14 protein-coding genes and 1 tRNA gene are annotated in these 15,065 nt (G+C 59.6%); 6 read left to right on the top strand and 9 right to left on the bottom strand.

What is annotated here, in order from left to right; all coding sequences use genetic code 11:
- Window positions 1–26 precede the first annotated feature (26 nt).
- Complete coding sequence (locus GSH16_RS13965; RefSeq protein WP_328803240.1) at window positions 27–1,541, top strand: DNA cytosine methyltransferase; 1,515 nt, start codon at window positions 27–29, stop codon at window positions 1,539–1,541.
- Between the two features lie 3 nt (window positions 1,542–1,544).
- On the opposite strand, the gene GSH16_RS13960 is transcribed toward GSH16_RS13965, so the two are convergent.
- The 4 genes from GSH16_RS13960 to GSH16_RS13945 are packed head-to-tail and all read right to left on the bottom strand — an operon-like array spanning window position 1,545 to window position 8,823.
- The gene (locus tag GSH16_RS13960) at window positions 1,545–3,629 is read right to left on the bottom strand and encodes an AIPR family protein (protein WP_160856148.1); all 2,085 of its coding nucleotides are present in this window, start codon (window positions 3,627–3,629) and stop codon (window positions 1,545–1,547) included.
- Window positions 3,622–4,611, bottom strand: coding sequence for a PD-(D/E)XK motif protein (locus GSH16_RS13955; protein WP_235913238.1), 990 nt, complete (start codon window positions 4,609–4,611; stop codon window positions 3,622–3,624). Before GSH16_RS13955 ends, GSH16_RS13960 begins: the two co-directional genes overlap by 8 nt.
- Window positions 4,571–7,321 (bottom strand): Z1 domain-containing protein, encoded by a 2,751-nt coding sequence (locus GSH16_RS13950; protein ID WP_160856146.1) that lies wholly within the window; start codon window positions 7,319–7,321, stop codon window positions 4,571–4,573. The genes GSH16_RS13955 and GSH16_RS13950 overlap by 41 nt, the downstream gene beginning before the upstream one ends.
- Window positions 7,318–8,823: an ATP-binding protein gene (locus tag GSH16_RS13945; protein ID WP_160856144.1), complete on the bottom strand. Its 1,506-nt coding sequence runs from the start codon at window positions 8,821–8,823 to the stop codon at window positions 7,318–7,320. The genes GSH16_RS13950 and GSH16_RS13945 overlap by 4 nt, the downstream gene beginning before the upstream one ends.
- A 927-nt stretch (window positions 8,824–9,750) precedes the next feature.
- On the opposite strand from GSH16_RS13945, the gene GSH16_RS13940 reads away from it, so the two are divergent.
- From GSH16_RS13940 to GSH16_RS13920, 5 genes are all read left to right on the top strand, one after another.
- Complete coding sequence (locus tag GSH16_RS13940) at window positions 9,751–9,990, top strand: helix-turn-helix transcriptional regulator (RefSeq protein WP_012177662.1); 240 nt, start codon at window positions 9,751–9,753, stop codon at window positions 9,988–9,990.
- A 40-nt stretch (window positions 9,991–10,030) separates the two neighbouring features.
- A complete protein-coding gene (locus GSH16_RS13935) occupies window positions 10,031–11,128 on the top strand; it encodes a tyrosine-type recombinase/integrase (protein ID WP_235913227.1) in 1,098 nt (365 codons plus the stop codon).
- 47 nt (window positions 11,129–11,175) lie between these two features.
- Window positions 11,176–11,484 (top strand): type II toxin -antitoxin system TacA 1-like antitoxin, encoded by a 309-nt coding sequence (locus GSH16_RS13930; RefSeq protein ID WP_160856140.1) that lies wholly within the window; start codon window positions 11,176–11,178, stop codon window positions 11,482–11,484.
- Window positions 11,474–12,019: a GNAT family N-acetyltransferase gene (locus GSH16_RS13925; RefSeq protein WP_160856138.1), complete on the top strand. Its 546-nt coding sequence runs from the start codon at window positions 11,474–11,476 to the stop codon at window positions 12,017–12,019. Before GSH16_RS13930 ends, GSH16_RS13925 begins: the two co-directional genes overlap by 11 nt.
- Window positions 12,020–12,082: 63 nt before the next feature.
- On the top strand, window positions 12,083–12,661 hold the full coding sequence (locus tag GSH16_RS13920; protein ID WP_160856136.1) for an abortive infection system antitoxin AbiGi family protein: 579 nt from the start codon (window positions 12,083–12,085) through the stop codon (window positions 12,659–12,661).
- Between the two features lie 139 nt (window positions 12,662–12,800).
- On the opposite strand, the gene GSH16_RS13915 is transcribed toward GSH16_RS13920, so the two are convergent.
- From GSH16_RS13915 to infA, 5 genes are all read right to left on the bottom strand, one after another.
- Window positions 12,801–12,875 (bottom strand) — tRNA-Phe (locus GSH16_RS13915).
- Window positions 12,876–12,987: 112 nt separating this feature from the next.
- Window positions 12,988–13,170 (bottom strand): DNA gyrase inhibitor YacG, encoded by a 183-nt coding sequence (locus tag GSH16_RS13910; RefSeq protein WP_160856134.1) that lies wholly within the window; start codon window positions 13,168–13,170, stop codon window positions 12,988–12,990.
- On the bottom strand, window positions 13,167–14,225 hold the full coding sequence (locus GSH16_RS13905) for a ribonuclease E/G (protein WP_328803238.1): 1,059 nt from the start codon (window positions 14,223–14,225) through the stop codon (window positions 13,167–13,169). Before GSH16_RS13905 ends, GSH16_RS13910 begins: the two co-directional genes overlap by 4 nt.
- The gene (locus GSH16_RS13900; protein WP_160856132.1) at window positions 14,222–14,806 is read right to left on the bottom strand and encodes a Maf family protein; all 585 of its coding nucleotides are present in this window, start codon (window positions 14,804–14,806) and stop codon (window positions 14,222–14,224) included. The genes GSH16_RS13905 and GSH16_RS13900 overlap by 4 nt, the downstream gene beginning before the upstream one ends.
- Before the next feature lies 1 nt (window position 14,807).
- Window positions 14,808–15,026, bottom strand: coding sequence for a translation initiation factor IF-1 (gene infA, locus GSH16_RS13895; protein ID WP_111428650.1), 219 nt, complete (start codon window positions 15,024–15,026; stop codon window positions 14,808–14,810).
- Between the last annotated feature and the right edge of the window lie 39 nt (window positions 15,027–15,065).

Genomic DNA, 15,065 nt, shown 5'->3' with positions numbered 1-15,065 from the left:
GAAAGAGGAGAGGCAGGAGCAGTGAAGTGTCGAAACCCGTTCAAATCGTTGATCTGTTTTCAGGCCCGGGGGGCCTCGGAGAAGGATTCTCCTCCTGCAGGAGGAACGATGGGTCGCGCGTCTATGAAATCGCCGTTTCGATCGAAAAGGATCCCGCTGCGCACAAGACACTGAGACTTCGTGCATTCTTGCGACAATTCGAAGAATACCCTCCGGAATACTATTCATGGATTGCCGGGAAGCGCGAATGCCCGGATTGGAAAGAGCTGTACCCTCGGCAATGGAAAGCAGCCGAGAATGAGGCTCTATGCGCAGAGCTCGGGAAACCAGAAACTGCAGCCATGCTTTCTGAGAGGATTTCTGCGACAAAGCGATTGGCCGGTGATCGCACTCTCCTGATCGGCGGCCCTCCCTGCCAGGCCTACTCTCTTGCCGGTCGGTCGAGAAACGCGGGTATCAGGGATTACAGACCGAAGGATGACGACCGGCACTTCCTCTACCGCGAGTATTGCCGCGTCCTGAACGAGTTGAGCCCTGCGGTGTTCGTCATGGAAAACGTCAAGGGCATGCTTTCCTCTTCGGTCGAAGGGTTGGCGATCTTCGAGCAGGTCGTATCCGACCTCGAGCGCGCCGGCCCCGGCTACAGGCTCGTTTCCCTTTCGGCCGACCTCCAGTCGGACGCAAACCCTGAACCCAGAGATTTCGTTATCCGCGCCGAGGACCACGGAGTTCCACAGGCACGGCACCGAGTCATCATTGTCGGTATCAGGTCGGATATCGTCGGCAAATTCACCCTGAAACTTCAACGGCGAAACGCCTGGGTTCCGGTCAGAGACATGCTTACAGGCCTGCCGCGACTACGAAGCGGCCTGAGCCGACGCGATGACGAACACGCGTGGTACGACGCGGTAGTCGACGCGACGGAGACCGTCGGAAAGATCATCCGGGATTATCCGGGCAATAACTTCAGCGGCTTTCTGGACGAGTTGGAACGGGTCGAGGAACGACTTCTGACGACTTCGCAGTTGGGTCGCGCGAGCAATGCAAGAAAACCCTTGTCAAGGAAGCTGCAGACGGAACTTGCCGCGTTTCTGGACGACCCGAACCTCATCGGTGTCTCGGGGCACGAAACCCGTGGACACATGCCGTCCGATCTGGCGCGATATCTCTATGCCGCCAGTTTCGCGAAGGTCGAGGGGGTCAGCCCACGTGCACACCAGTTCCCGGACATTCTTGCTCCAAAACACAAGAACTGGAAAACCGGCAAGTTCAACGACAGGTTCCGCGTTCAGATCGGCACAGCTCCGGCTTCAACGGTAACGAGCCACATCTCGAAGGACGGGCACTACTTCATTCATCCCGACCCGACGCAGTGCCGCAGCCTGACGGTTCGCGAGGCCGCAAGGCTGCAGACGTTCCCCGACGACTACCATTTCATGGGCAATCGCACCGAGCAGTTCGTGCAGGTCGGGAACGCCGTGCCGCCGTTTCTTGCGCGGCAGATTGCTGACACCCTGCTACCAGTATTCGAGAGCCTTTGAACGTCAGCTCGTCAATTCTAGGCTCGTGTGTGAGAAACCTTCATCCTGGAGCTTCTTGAGCGCACCCATGGCAATCGCACATTGCTTGTCCGAGGGCATCTTACTCGGAATTGCGGCACAGGTTTCCAGCACACCATTTTCTCGCGGGGACAGCAGCCCACGTTCCCGCGCCCAGTTTCGTGCTTCGGCCCAGAATGCAGCACCAAGCCTGTGCACTTCGAGTTCAGCCTCTACGCTGGTCTCGACAGCCTTGTCCGCGCGGGCCTCTCTCGCGCGCTCATTGGACAAGTCCGGCGAGATCAGAACGCGGTCGAATTCCTCCGGATAGATCAACTCACGATCTTCCAATCCCTTCCAGCAAGCCTGCTTCTTGGCCCATTCGCTGAAGTTGCGCACGCCCTCAGGCGGGTGCGTGATGACGTCCTGCGCTTCGGCCGCTGCCACCAACAGCGCCGCTTTCAGATCGGGCGACACATCCTGGTATCTCCAGACGGCGTCGAGGTCGACGACCATCTCCCGTTCTTCTGCATCATGCACGAGCTTGGCAATCGCGTAGGTCACGATGTTGGCGCGGTAGCCGCCTTCGTACCATTCCGCGCCCGAGACAAGTTTTTCGGTGGCCCGAAAAATGATGGCCTTTGCGATCATGCGCCTGAACCAGAGCTCATCGAATGCCGCACCTTCAGTGCCCCACCGCTTGCCGATGTGCTTGGCGAACTCCGCGAAGTTCTTCTGCGCGCCGAGGCTCACGATATGCGGCAGGCAGGTCCAGGTGTTCTCGAACTTGGCGAGGTCGGTCTTCGTGAGGAACTGGGAACGCGGAAACTCGGCATCGAACCTCTTGCGCTCCGCAATGGTTTTTCGACCGCGTTCGTCGGCATATTGCCCCCTCGCGCGCTCGTAGAACCATTTTGTGTCCCGATACCCGTCCTCTCCCCGCGCCAAGACCTTGCGCGACAGCTCCTCCGTCCGGATGTGGAAAGGATGGTTGGCGAAAAAGTCCGCCGCATTCACCTTGTTCTGGCTGTTCGCATATTCCGAGATGCGCGGGACAACGAGTTCGGATTGTTCCCGCGGCACTATGGTCAGCTTCATCTGTACGTGGACACGTTCCAACTGTTCGGCGAAAGCCTTGCGCGCAGCGTGCAGTGACGCAGTCGTTTGGCCGCCATTCACGATCTGCAGATTGTCGGCCCGCACCAACTCGCGGCCGAAATCGGTCTGTTCCACCTCGATCGCGTCGGCCGTCGCACTGAGACCGTTGTTATAGGAGAAGAACATGTGCGGCTCATCACGGATCGTGTTGCGAATGCCCTGGTTCACCTTGCCGCGTGCCTGCAGAAAGCTTCTCACGTTGGCCTCGAGCAGGCGCGGTCCCCATTTGTCGTAGATGGCCGCCAGCTGTTTTCCGGGAATCACTGCCAGGTAGCTTTCGAGCGCACTATCGCTTCCGGAAGCTGCAAGAAGGGGAACGCCCCCGCCGAAATCCTTGTCGAAATCGATGATCAGGTTCGCCCGCGCCTGCCCCTGCTCCATGTATTGCTTCAGGCGCTTCAGGTCCCAAACACTGAGGGTGACAGGTCTGCCATCAAGATCCTTCACGTTTGCCGCATCGGCACGGGCGCGAAAGTCGGCGTTGGTCACAATGATGAGTTTGACCTTCTCGACATCCTTCCAAGTCGTAGCGATGAGATCGGCCACGCCGAACCCGGCACTCGTCTCCTCCAGCTGCTCGCGGAAATCGGTCTTCAGGCTTGAAACAACGAATCTGTACAGTCGCTGGAGCAGGCGCTGAATCTGATCCTTGTTCTGAACACGTACCTCGTCCGAAAGCTCGAAGTCGCACAACACGAGGCTCAGGACGCCATCGCCATCTCTTGGGTCGCCGCCGTAACCGTCGATCCGCATGGGGTTGCTGGCTCCGCCGCCCTCGAAGTAAGCCCTGTTGGCTCCGTCCAACTCCCCTGCTTCGGTAAGCAGATCGCCCACCTTCTCGAAAAACGCCTCAACCGTCACAAGTCCGAGGACGTCAGCATCGCCCTGGATATCGGCGATGAGTTCATGATGAAATTCTTCGAAATCACTCATTCTCAAGCCCCTTGCGGATCACGTCGATCAGATCACCTTCCAGTTTGAACGGCTCGCAGGCATCGAGAGCGATCGAATACCTGACGTTCTCTACGCCTGGTGCAAGTGGCGCGAAAATCCGCGGGAAACCCTCTTTAACCTCATAATCGGTCGCAGCGCCGAGAAGCCATCGCCTGTCGTCGTAACTGTTCTCGGGATCATATCCTGTCGAATAGAGAGTCTCCTCCCACGCTTCGAAGGCCGAGCCGTCTTCTTCGAACATCTCGGCCGTCATTCGCACGTGATCATGCAGGCTCTGACCTTCCGGCAGGACGGCCGACGCCACGTTGACCACACGCAGGCACAGGCGGCTCCCTTCGACATCAGCAAGTTGGTCTTCCGAAGAAATGGCCACGAACGGCTTTGCCGCCACCCGTCTTGCCTTCACTTCGACACAGCTGCCGATGACTTCAAAATCCTTGGCGGAACCGGTCGGACCGGTCCACGCCTCGATTGAAGTGTCAGGTCCGAAGGCCGAAACAAGGTCCCGAAGGAAGGCCAACTCGCCGACCAGCCCCCGCTGCTCTTCAACGGATAAACCATTGGTCTTTCCGCCACGCAGAAGGTGATACCAGCGCCGCGTGCGTTGAAGCGCTCTCGATAGTGCCTCGTCTCGATCCGCACCTGCTTCCCCGGCCTCGACCACATCCCGGCAAAGGGTTTCGAATATCTCGACCTGACTTCTTTCCTTGAGACCTAGAACGAATGCCGACCCACCTGAAAGAGGGCGGAAGGAGGCTACAAGGTTCTTCAATTTCGGCAGACGTGGTAGTGGTTGCGGCAAGCTAGGCAGCCTCAACATCAGGCCGGGCATGCCGGCGTCCAGCACAACCCAGAAGAAATCGAAACGGCCCTCTACATCGACCCGCTTTGCTTCGTCCGGGTCGAGTCTTTCCCAAGGATCACGAGGCTTCAAGAGCTGCCTCCTGATCATCGTCTTCATCTTCTTCACCGAAGAGTTCTTTGAATTTTACAGAGTTGACAACGAACTCTTCGCCCTCATCATCGTAGAGAGATTCCGGCAGGCTCATTCCCCAGGCAACTACAGGCTGAGAAGGAATCTTAGCCGCCAATTTGCGAGATTTCTCATCCAGTGTTTCTTCTGACGGACGCTTTGCTTTAACGAAGTGTAATATCAATAGGCCACGCTCTCTAACTTTTCGGTATTCCTTGTCCGGAAAGTTTGCCCTTTCGCCGACTGCCAAGCCTTTCTTTTGGCGATAGTTCTGTTCCACTTCTGCTGCACGTGCTGGATCAACGCCAGCCTTTTCAATGCCGCGCGATGCAACTCTCATGGCCTTGCCGCTAAACGACATGAAATCGTGAGCAAGGTCATTTAGGTCAATCGAACGGTTTGCCGGGACAATCGGAGTCCCGAGAATATCCGTCGTATCATCGCCATCGAGACTTGGGATAAGGACGTCCCATAGTCTCAGTTGGTCTGCTCGTCTCGGACGGATGTAGCTTCGAACGATTCTTGGGTCCGTTGTTACGCTTCTCTCCTCATTGCGCCAGCCCGCCAAGAACTCATCTATTGCGCTGACTGGCACGTCCCTAATCAACTTCCCCCAAGGAGTAGTTTTGTCTGGAAACGCCCCAGAAACAACATGCTCAACAAGTCTCTTCGCTACTTCAATATTTGCAATGATGTCCTTCTCGAGGACACTGACTTTTGCAGTTTCAACAAACCTGTTAGACAGCCCGATACGCATGGTAACTTTCTGGCCGGAACCCATTTTATTGCGCGCAGTCACGAGCAGCGAAGCCGGATGGCTCCGTACGGCCAAGCCAAACATGCGTGGCGTTGCCTTGGCCTTTTCCATTGTTTTCAACTCGTCATGAAGTTCCTCAGCAGCGTTTGCGATGAACGCGTACCAGTCGATTGCTTCCTTAGGCATCCAAATGCGGCAAAGGTCCTCGTAGCCGCCCCGGTAGCCGAACCATCGCCCCATCTGCATGAGCGTATCGTACATCATTGTGTTGCGAAGGAACCAAGTGACCGTCAGGCCCTCCAGCGTCAGCCCACGCGACAACGAGAACCCACCAACAGCGACGACAGTCTGGCCCCTTTCTCCTGAGTTCGAATAGTCCAGGTCATTGGCGCGGCTGTTTACCTCCACGATCTTGGCAGAGGCGATTGCATCAAGGAGTTCGGACTGGATGGAGGGCCAATCGAATTCAGAGTCGGAGTATTCGTCCTGCCAGACGCCATGGAGTGCGACAATCTCCGGATCATTCAATGCGGCCGCGCCCCGACTCGCATTTATGCGAACTGAATTCTGGATCCGCTCGAGCGTTTCGTGAAGGCGATTTCGCAGGCGGCCCTGAACAGCGGTAAAACGGCTCGCGTTTACAAGCATCGAGCAATGGGCCGCCTTCTGCCCGCGCAAGTTCCTGATGGTCCTCGCGAGCAGAAAGGTGCGCAATGCCCGCGTAAGCGACGACGGCAGCGCATCGAGCTCATGATCGATCTTGTGCTTGATGGGCAGAATGTCCTCGTTGTCGGTGATGTAACGAAGCCAAGTTGGATCGCCTTCCTCCGGCAGTCCATCCACGAAGATCTTGGTCGGGCCGAAGTAGTTGGTGGGCGCGTCAAGGCCTATGATGAAATCCCTCGGAAAGAGGTCTTCATTGTACATCTCGTCATCCTGATCTGGGTCGATGAAGATGTTGGCGAATGGCGTCGCCGTGTACCCGACGTAACAACTCCGGTGGAACATGTTCAGCAGGTCGCGAATCTGCCCATTGATCGTCGTGACGAGCTTCTTGCCATACTTCGTATTGATCGATGCGTTGTCAGCTTCGTCATCAATCAGCAGCATCGGCTGGTCGATCATCTCCTGATCGCCACGCGCGCTGTTGTCCTTCAACCAGTCGAGTAGGTTGGCAAGCGTGCGGTGGTTCTTCTTGATCACCAGGACGACAGGTACCTTGTAGGAGTCGATCTCGCTCGTGTTGGTGGAAGCCGTGGCCTTGTTGAAATCCCGCAGCGTGTTGGTAAGGCTGACTGGTGTCTTGTTCGGGTCGAAATGGCCAACGCCGACGATGTGTTTTGCCCCGCTCTTCTTCGTTTCTTGGGACCTTCCGGTATCGCGTCCGATGAACCCCTCGTCGATCCGGGCCTGAGTCTGGTTTCGAAGGTTGTTGTGAATACCCGCAATGACGATGATCAGCCTGTACCCTGCGTCTGCAGCCTTGCAGATCAGGCCGGTATAGTTGGCGGTCTTTCCGCTTTGAACGTGGCCAACCACCATGCCGCGCCGATCCCACGGTACCTGCTTCTCGGGGTTGCCCAGCCGACCGAGGATCTTGTCCGTGACCGCGTCCGTTGAAATCACGACATCCTTCGGAAGGCCATTTTGCAGGAGCAACTTCTGGTAGCGGTTCCAGTAGAAAGGTTCGATCGACGGCTTTGCGTCATCCAGCCAAGGTTCGAAATCCTCGCTGTCGACCACCGCACCAAACCCAGCCTTGATCCCCTGCTTGTGCTCGATCTCGCGCGCAATTAGCTCGATCTCCTCTTCACTGAGGCCCGGCGGAACCAAGGCAGCGACGCCTCGGATCATATTGCGAAGCTCGTCTTCCGTCTTCCGCGCTTGATTGAACAGGCCGCTTTCGACCATGTTCTTCACTGTCTCAATTGTTTCATTCATGAAATCCGTGTCCTCAAAAAATCTTCCAGAATCGGCGCGGCGGCTTCCCACCGCACACGCAAGAACGGGTTGCTCTGCAGCGTGTCCGACAAAGCGTCGGACGGCACACCGTTTTCCATCAGGGTCACCGCGAGAGAGTAGACCAGCTCTTCGAGGTCGTTTGCTGATGTCTCGTCAGCCGTGACCGCTTCTGCATTCCCCACAAGTTCAGCGTGCAGCGTCTCGATCGGCAGACCTGAACCGACAATGCGCAGGCAGCGCTCGAAACCCTCTCGCAGGTCTTCCGGTAGCTGCTCGGCATAGGTTCGGAAAACCGGGTGCTCGAGGTTGGGACGAAAGACGATCTGACCATCCTTCTGCACCCTATTCCAGATCGGGAACCGGGTTTCATCGACCAGTTTCTGGCCCCGGCTTCGATATGTGCGCTTGGACGTGCCGACAAACCGCTCGACAACTTTCTTCAAGCGCTCACGCACCACCGGCGGAAGCTGGGCCGAGGCTTTCTTGACGTCGATCTTCCACTCCGCGTCCATCGTGTTCGGGATATCGACTGCTATGCGGCAGAGTTTCGTCAGTTCGGTTTGGCGCGCCAGACCCAGCCACCCGCCCGCGATGATGAGGCGTTTCTCGCGATAGACGTAGAGGCCCTGGGACTTCAGATGGCCCTCCGGCCCGCCAGTTTCTTCCCACTCTTCCCGGCTCATCCGCTTGTGATGGGGCAGCGTATGGCACCTGATCAGAACGTCACCCTGACGCAGGCGAAGTATCTCTTCCGGGTCTTTTTGCGTAGCGGCGTGCGACGTTGCCATGGGATCGATGGGCTTCAGCGGGCGACCGTTGAGTGACAGTTTCAGCCGTGGCTTGGCGCCTTCCAGAAAGCGATGAAACACCAATCGCAGATGATGTTCTGCGTGGGACAACTCCGAGTTCATGTGTTCGGCACGCTTCGCACGATCATGTGCATAACCGCCGCTCAATCGATCGAGTTTCTCCCAAATAACGACCGTTCCGGTCTCTGGAAGGAGGTCATGGCCCGTCACGAGTTCGGGGTTATCAATGAGTTCGAGGCTCCAGTCATTCCGTTTAGCGACGCGATCCAGGTCCCAGCGAGCACAAGATGTTCGATCGTCTTGCCGCGTCAGAACCGTCAGACCTCGACACTGCGAGAAGCTGGCACTCTTAAGGCCGAGACCGAACCGACCGAGGTCTTCGGCCTCGCGCTCGTCGGTCGGATTTTTCGAACCGAGACGCATGGCTTCGACAAGTTCGGTCTCCGTCATGCCCGAACCGTCATCCGCCAGCGCGATCCACGGCTCGTCCGCGACGGTGTCGGCGATCAGCTCTACCGTCCGCGCGCCAGCGGTGATGGCGTTGTCGATGATGTCTGCGAGAGCTGTCTCGAGGTTGTAGCCGAAGTCGCGATGACCCTCGATCAGCGATGCCGCGTATGGCGTCGCATCGACTTCCCTCGTTTCAAGCTTGTTACGCGTTACTGTCCCCATAGGTTGAATCAATGCACGATTTCCAACATTTGCAAGGTCTTGTTGAACGGTTCATGTCTGGCGAGAGACAGACCGACATGGTTCGCCAAATTTGCTTCCCGCTTGCAGCGCACTTGCAGCAAGGCTGCAGCACCTTTGCAGACCCGAAGCGCTCCGTTTGCAAGAAGGGCTTCTACCCGGCGCTCGCCCGCGGACGCATTTAAATCGCATCTGTGCCAACCGGAGACGCTAAATTTGGCTAATCGCGGGTCGAACTGCAGCTTCAAAGCTGCTCATGAAATGCTATTCCTCGGACCGTACGACTACAGGACGTGTATCATGGTACAGCGGGTGGCAGCGTGACATGGCGCACCAAAGGGAATATCGACCAACGCGGCCCGGGGAGAGCGACAGAAAAGGGCAAGATAAAAGCGTCTGCCACGGACGCCGCAAGCCACTGACGTGACTGGCGTTTTCGCGTGCATGCAGATCGGTCGTGTGCAGGTTTCCTGCAATTTCGCAGTGTTTTCAGACCACTGGTATGCACACTGCGCTAACGCACTCTTGACAGCGGCTTCGTAGAAGAGGCGACAACTCCGGGCATCGGGAGGTGGCATCTCGCGCTCAACAATGGGAGCGCAAGATAAAAGGCTTGCCGCAGATTCTTGCAGGCTGTTGATGTCGAATGGGAAAATGCGCCGCACTTTTTCAGGCTTTGCGGCAGGAGTCTCGCCAGTCATCTGATCTCGCACGATTTTGCATGCGGCATCGAGCCTTTTTCGCGAAGCCCTACGACTACGCCACCATATCCGAGAAAGCGCCCCACTTCTCCATACCCGCAGCCCGCCTGTCATTCCCCGACACAGGCCTACCCCGCCTGTTCTCGGCTTCGCTCCTCTCTCCCTTTCCGGCATCCTTGGAGCACCCGAAACCCGAACCTATCGCCCCATGCCCAAGCGCCCCGCCATTCTGCCGCCCACCCTCGCACCCCGCGGTCTCTCGCGAACCGAGGCCGCGGCCTATATCGGGGTGTCGCCCACGCTCTTCGATCACCTGGTTCGCGACCGGCGCATGCCGCCGCCCAAGCGGATAAATGCCCGCACGGTCTGGGACCGGAAAAAACTTGACCGGGCGTTCGAGCTGATCCCTGATGGGGATCACTCCGACCACAATCCCTGGGACGACTGACGGCTGACGAAAGGCAGCGCGCGCCATGCCCATATTCAGGATGAGAGACGGCTCGGGCAGCATCCGCCTGAAGCACGTTATCGAGGACACCGACCGGCACGGGAACGTGCGCGTCTACCTGCGGCGGCCCGGGCATCTGAAGGTGCGGCTGCGCAGCCAGCCGGGCACGGAGGAGTTCCTCGCCGAATACCGCGTCGCCATGATGGGCGCGACACCGCGCGCGCCGGCCGGACCGCTCGAGCGGCGCGGATCGAAGGGCAGCTTCAAGTGGCTCTGCGAGCGATACTACGTCTCGGCCGAGTACCAGCGGCTGAGTGGCCGCACCAAGTATGTCCGGCGCGGCATCCTCGACCGGATCTGCGATAAGAACGGATCAAAGCCCTACGCGCTGATGGAGCCCCGCCATGTCCGCCGCATGCGCGACGAGATGGCCGACCGGCCCGAGGCGGCCAACGGCTTCGTCAAGGCGCTGCGGCAGGTCTATGCCTTCGCGGTCGAGTACGAGCTGGCGCTGCGGAACCCTGCCCGCGACGTGCCCTACCTCAAGGCCAAGGGGGACGGCTTCCATTCCTGGACGATGGAGGAGGTCCGCCAGTTCGAGGACCATCACCCGATCGGCAGCAAGCCGCGGCTGGCGCTTGCGCTCATGCTCTACACCGGACAGCGACGGTCGGACATCGTCCGGCTGGGGCCTCAGCACATCAAGGACGGCTGGATCACCCTGACCCAGGCCAAGAACCGGGATCGCAAGCCCGTGACCCTTTCCATCCCGGTCCTGCCCGAGTTGAAGGCGGTTCTCGACGCCACGTCCACCGGCAACCTCGCCTTCCTCGTCACGGCCTTCGGCAAGCCCTTCACCTCGAACGGCTTCGGCAACTGGTTCCGCAAGCAATGCGACGACGCCGGGCTGAAGCATTGCTCCGCCCACGGGCTGCGCAAGGCGGGCGCGGCGCTGGCGGCCGAGAACGGCGCAACCGAGCGGCAGCTGATGGCGATCTTCGGCTGGACGACCATGAAGGAAGCCTCGCGCTACACCCGCGCCGCGCGCCAGAAGGTGCTGGCGGCGTCGGGGATGAAGCTGTTGTCTCGGGAAGGGGGCGGGCCGGGAAGAGGGGACGGTCGAAACAGAAATTCTTGACATGTACGGCGTTATACCGTACATGAGGCCCTCAAAGGAGACCCACCATGTTCGCCATCACTTCAGCCACGCCAACCCCGGGCAAGATGGAAGCGCGCAAGGAATTGCGTATGCATCGCACGGATGAAGAACGCATTCGCGCGGCTGCGGCAGCGACCGGGTTGCAGGAGGCCGACTTCATCCGTCAGGCCGCTCTTCTGCGCGCGCAGGAGGTGGAGCAGCGCGTGTCTCTCTCCATTCTGCCGGTCGAGGCGTTCGACGCGTTCAAGGCCGCCGTCGAGGCCCCGGGGAAGGTCGTGCCCGGACTGGCCCGCGCGGCAAATGCGTCGAAAGGCCTTCTGAAGGATGCCGGCTGATACTCCGGCGGACCGGCCCGCACTGACCATCGCGATATTCGACAAGGCGCTGCATGACCGCAGCGCCTTTTCCTGTGGCTTCGCACCTATCGACAACTTCCTGAAGTCCTCCCTGTCAGACCAGATCAAGACCGGTATGGTCGCGGCCTGGATCGCTACCGCAGAAGACGATCCCGCCGTGCTTGGCTTCTACACGCTGGGAGCCCTCGCGGTCCGATCCGAATTCGGCCCGAAAGCGTGGCAACGCGCGCGGGTGCCCGACGTTCCGGTCATCTATATTCGCGCCGTCGCGGTCAGGCAGGATATACAAGGAATGGGCCTCGGGACCGCCCTCGTCATCGATGCAATGAAACGGTGTATCGGCATCGCGGATCAGATGGGTGCCGCCGCCATCGTTCTTGATGTGCTCGAAGACGAACACTTCGACCGCCGTTGGCGCTTTTATGAAGACCTCGGATTTCAGCCACTAGGCGATCCGGATAATCCCAAGCGCGTGTACATCCCGATGACAGATGTAAGAGCGACGCTTGGATAGGCGCATTTATACAACTTCCCGGGCGCGCAACTCCCAAATCGTCATCAACGATAGGCATTCAAAATGAGTGTTTCAAACTTTGTAGCGCATTTCACCAAAGGTGAGGGCGAAGCGCCATTCGACAAGTTGGTTTCAATCCTAACCGATACAAAGCTCATCGCATCAAGCATTCCTTGGACAAAGAACCCTGCTGTCTGTTTCACCGAGTGCCCTTGGTCAAGTCTGCTAAGACACGTTGGAAATTATTCCCCTTACGGTGTCGGCTTCACAAAACCTCATGTGTTCGCCGCAGGTGGTGGCCCTGCATACTATGTACGCGCTGATCATTGGGAAAAGCAGAACTGGGATGAACATGTGAAGACTTTCGTCACTCCGTTCTGGCCAGCTTATAGGCCGAAGGGCACCAAGTTCTCCAGCCCGCTGTCCGGCAAGACCATCGACGACGCGCACGAGCGGGAGTGGCGCGTACCACACGATTTCTTGTTTCAACTCGATCAAGTGCAGTTCGTTGTGCTTCCAAGCTACGAAGAGATGGCTCGGTTTCCCAAGGAGCTGAAGGACGGCATCGGTCGTCAAAAGTTCATTCTGGTTGATGTGTATCGTCACATCGAAACACTTTGGCCGACACACATCACAGACTGACTGCCGCCGAGGGTACGATTTCGCGCGCCGGAACGCGAACGTCTCATGAACAAAAAAGTCCCACTTTTGCCCAGGAGCACAAACGGTGGGACGATTTTTCCTCGTAACCCATTGATATCATTCACACTAGGAGGTGATTTGGTGCCCGGGGGCGGATTTGAACCACCGACACGCGGATTTTCAATCCGCTGCTCTACCCCTGAGCTACCCGGGCACGGGAGAGGCTCTGTGCCTCTGGGTGCGGCGGTTTTAGGGCAGTTGCAGGGGCGTGTCCAGACCCATTCGGGCGTTTTTTCGCGGGTCCCTGCCGGTCGCCTGCCAGCCGTTCAATGGCGGGTTTCGCGCGGGCGGATATCCGCCTCCTGCGCGTCAGCATCGGCCGGCGGCTCGTCGGCCGGAATCGCGTAGGAGCCCCGCATCCAGCGCCCCAGATCGATGTCCGCGCAACGTTTGGAGCAGAAGGGCCGGTAGCGCGCGGCGCTGTCGTTCTTGCAGATCGGGCAGCTCATCTCGGCCAAAGCTCCGACAGGGGCTGGCGCTCGCGCTTGCGCTGCAGTTCCAGGTGGCCCATCGGCGTCCAGCCGATGAGGCTCGTCTCCACCGGATCGGATTTGAGCGCCCGGCGGAGCGCCTGCTCCACCTGCTTTCGGTCCTTCTTGCCAAGCGGCGCGAAATCGACGACCACCTGCCCGCCGAGCCCGCGCAGGCGCAGCTGGCGCGGCAGTTCGGCGGCGGCGGCAAGGTTGGCTTTCAGCGTTGCGGCGGGGGAAAAATCGCCGCCGCTGTTCACATCGACTGCCACAAGCGCGGAGGTCGGCTCGACCGCCATCCATCCCTGCCCGGGAAGGTCCGCACGCGGCGACTGTAGGGCCGCCAGCGCGTCCCAGATACCGAGCCGCTCGAAGGGGGCATCGTCGCGCTCCACGCTGTCCGGCGCGGGATCGACCCAATCCTGCCAGGCGCGCAACTCGGCCTCCGGCGCGGCCACCAGCAATTCTGGCGCATCGCCCTCTGCATCGGCCAGAACATTTGCGGCCAGCGCCGCCGTGTCGGCCAGATCCTCGGCAATCTGGTCCTCGGGGGCCGCATCGCAGACCGAACGCAGGATCACGCCGGCCCCGTCGGGCAATCCGGCATCCCCCAGCACGTCATGCACCAGTTCCAGAAGCGTATCGCGGCGGTCATCGTCGCGGATACGCCGCGCGATGTTGATCCCCGGCGCATCGGGTGTGACGATGACATGGCGGCTCTTGAAGAGCAGCCGACGGGTGACCGGCGGCGCCTTGCCATCCTCGGAATGGCTATTGATCTGCACCAGGAAACTGTCGCCCGGCGCCAGACCGCGTGCCTCGCGCAGAAAACCGGTCTGCCCGTCACCGAGATCGACTGTTGCCCCGTGCAGCCCCTTGATCGGGCGCAGCATTTTCGCGCGGTAGATCGCGCCCGGTTGCGGACGGCCATCGTCCGGCGCGTCGATATAGAGGTCGTCCAGACGCCCGTCGATCATCCGCGCGGCAAGGCTGACGCCATCCACCTCCTCGATCGCGATGGTACAGCCCTTCACGCGGCCTCTCCTTCGTAAGGGACGGGATATCCGGCACCTGTCAGGAGCGCGGCGGTCTCGGTCAGGGGCAGGCCGACCACATTTGTATAGCTGCCCGAAATCCACGGCACGAAGGCCGAGCCGATGCCCTGGATCGCATAGCCGCCTGCCTTGCCCTGCCATTCGCCCGAGCGCAGATAGGCCGACAGTTCCGTGTCCGACAGGCGTTTCAGCTTCACAGCGGTCACAACGTCCCGCTGCCAGATCCGGTCACCCCGGCGCAGCGCGACGCCGGTAATCACACGATGGCGACGACCGCCGAGCAGCATCAGGAATTCAGCCGCCTCGGCCGCATCCGCAGGCTTGCCGAGGATCCGGCGGCCCGCGGCCACGACCGTGTCGGCCGACAGAATGAGCGTGTCTGCATCCGCCGCAACCGCCCGCGCCTTCTCGACCGAGAGGCGCTGCGCATAGCGGCGCGGATCCTCGCCCGCCATCGGGGTCTCGTCTATGTCGGGGGGCTGGATCGCATCCGGCACGACACCGATCCGCGCCAGCAGTTCGCGCCGGCGCGGGCTGCCCGATCCGAGGATCAGACGCATCTTACTTGAAGCGATAGTTGATCCGGCCCTTGGTCAGATCATAGGGCGTCATTTCGACCTGCACCTTGTCGCCGGCCAGCACGCGGATGCGATTCTTGCGCATCTTGCCAGCGGTGTGGGCGATGATGGTATGGCCGTTCTCGAGCTCTACCCGAAACGTCGCGTTCGGCAGAAGCTCGGTCACGACACCCGGGAATTCAAGAAGCTCTTCCTTGGCCATGGTCTCTCCGATCTTGTTGCAACAACCGGCGCTTGTGTC

Source organism: Oceanomicrobium pacificus, from assembly GCF_009833495.1.
Taxonomy (GTDB): domain Bacteria; phylum Pseudomonadota; class Alphaproteobacteria; order Rhodobacterales; family Rhodobacteraceae; genus Oceanomicrobium; species Oceanomicrobium pacificus.
The sequence above is the reverse complement of the archived record's forward strand: the minus strand, read 5'-3'. Positions and strand labels throughout refer to the sequence as shown.

Coding starts and splice junctions, on each gene's coding strand:
- GSH16_RS13935 (WP_235913227.1), top strand. CDS start 10,031: ATGAGAGACGGCTCGGGCAGCATCCGCCTGAAGCACGTTATCGAGGAC.
- GSH16_RS13910 (WP_160856134.1), bottom strand. CDS start 13,170: ATGAGCTGCCCGATCTGCAAGAACGACAGCGCCGCGCGCTACCGGCCC.
- GSH16_RS13945 (WP_160856144.1), bottom strand. CDS start 8,823: ATGGGGACAGTAACGCGTAACAAGCTTGAAACGAGGGAAGTCGATGCG.
- GSH16_RS13940 (WP_012177662.1), top strand. CDS start 9,751: ATGCCCAAGCGCCCCGCCATTCTGCCGCCCACCCTCGCACCCCGCGGT.
- infA (WP_111428650.1), bottom strand. CDS start 15,026: ATGGCCAAGGAAGAGCTTCTTGAATTCCCGGGTGTCGTGACCGAGCTT.
- GSH16_RS13950 (WP_160856146.1), bottom strand. CDS start 7,321: ATGAATGAAACAATTGAGACAGTGAAGAACATGGTCGAAAGCGGCCTG.
- GSH16_RS13960 (WP_160856148.1), bottom strand. CDS start 3,629: ATGAGTGATTTCGAAGAATTTCATCATGAACTCATCGCCGATATCCAG.
- GSH16_RS13955 (WP_235913238.1), bottom strand. CDS start 4,611: ATGAAGACGATGATCAGGAGGCAGCTCTTGAAGCCTCGTGATCCTTGG.
- GSH16_RS13925 (WP_160856138.1), top strand. CDS start 11,474: ATGCCGGCTGATACTCCGGCGGACCGGCCCGCACTGACCATCGCGATA.
- GSH16_RS13930 (WP_160856140.1), top strand. CDS start 11,176: ATGTTCGCCATCACTTCAGCCACGCCAACCCCGGGCAAGATGGAAGCG.
- GSH16_RS13900 (WP_160856132.1), bottom strand. CDS start 14,806: ATGCGTCTGATCCTCGGATCGGGCAGCCCGCGCCGGCGCGAACTGCTG.
- GSH16_RS13920 (WP_160856136.1), top strand. CDS start 12,083: ATGAGTGTTTCAAACTTTGTAGCGCATTTCACCAAAGGTGAGGGCGAA.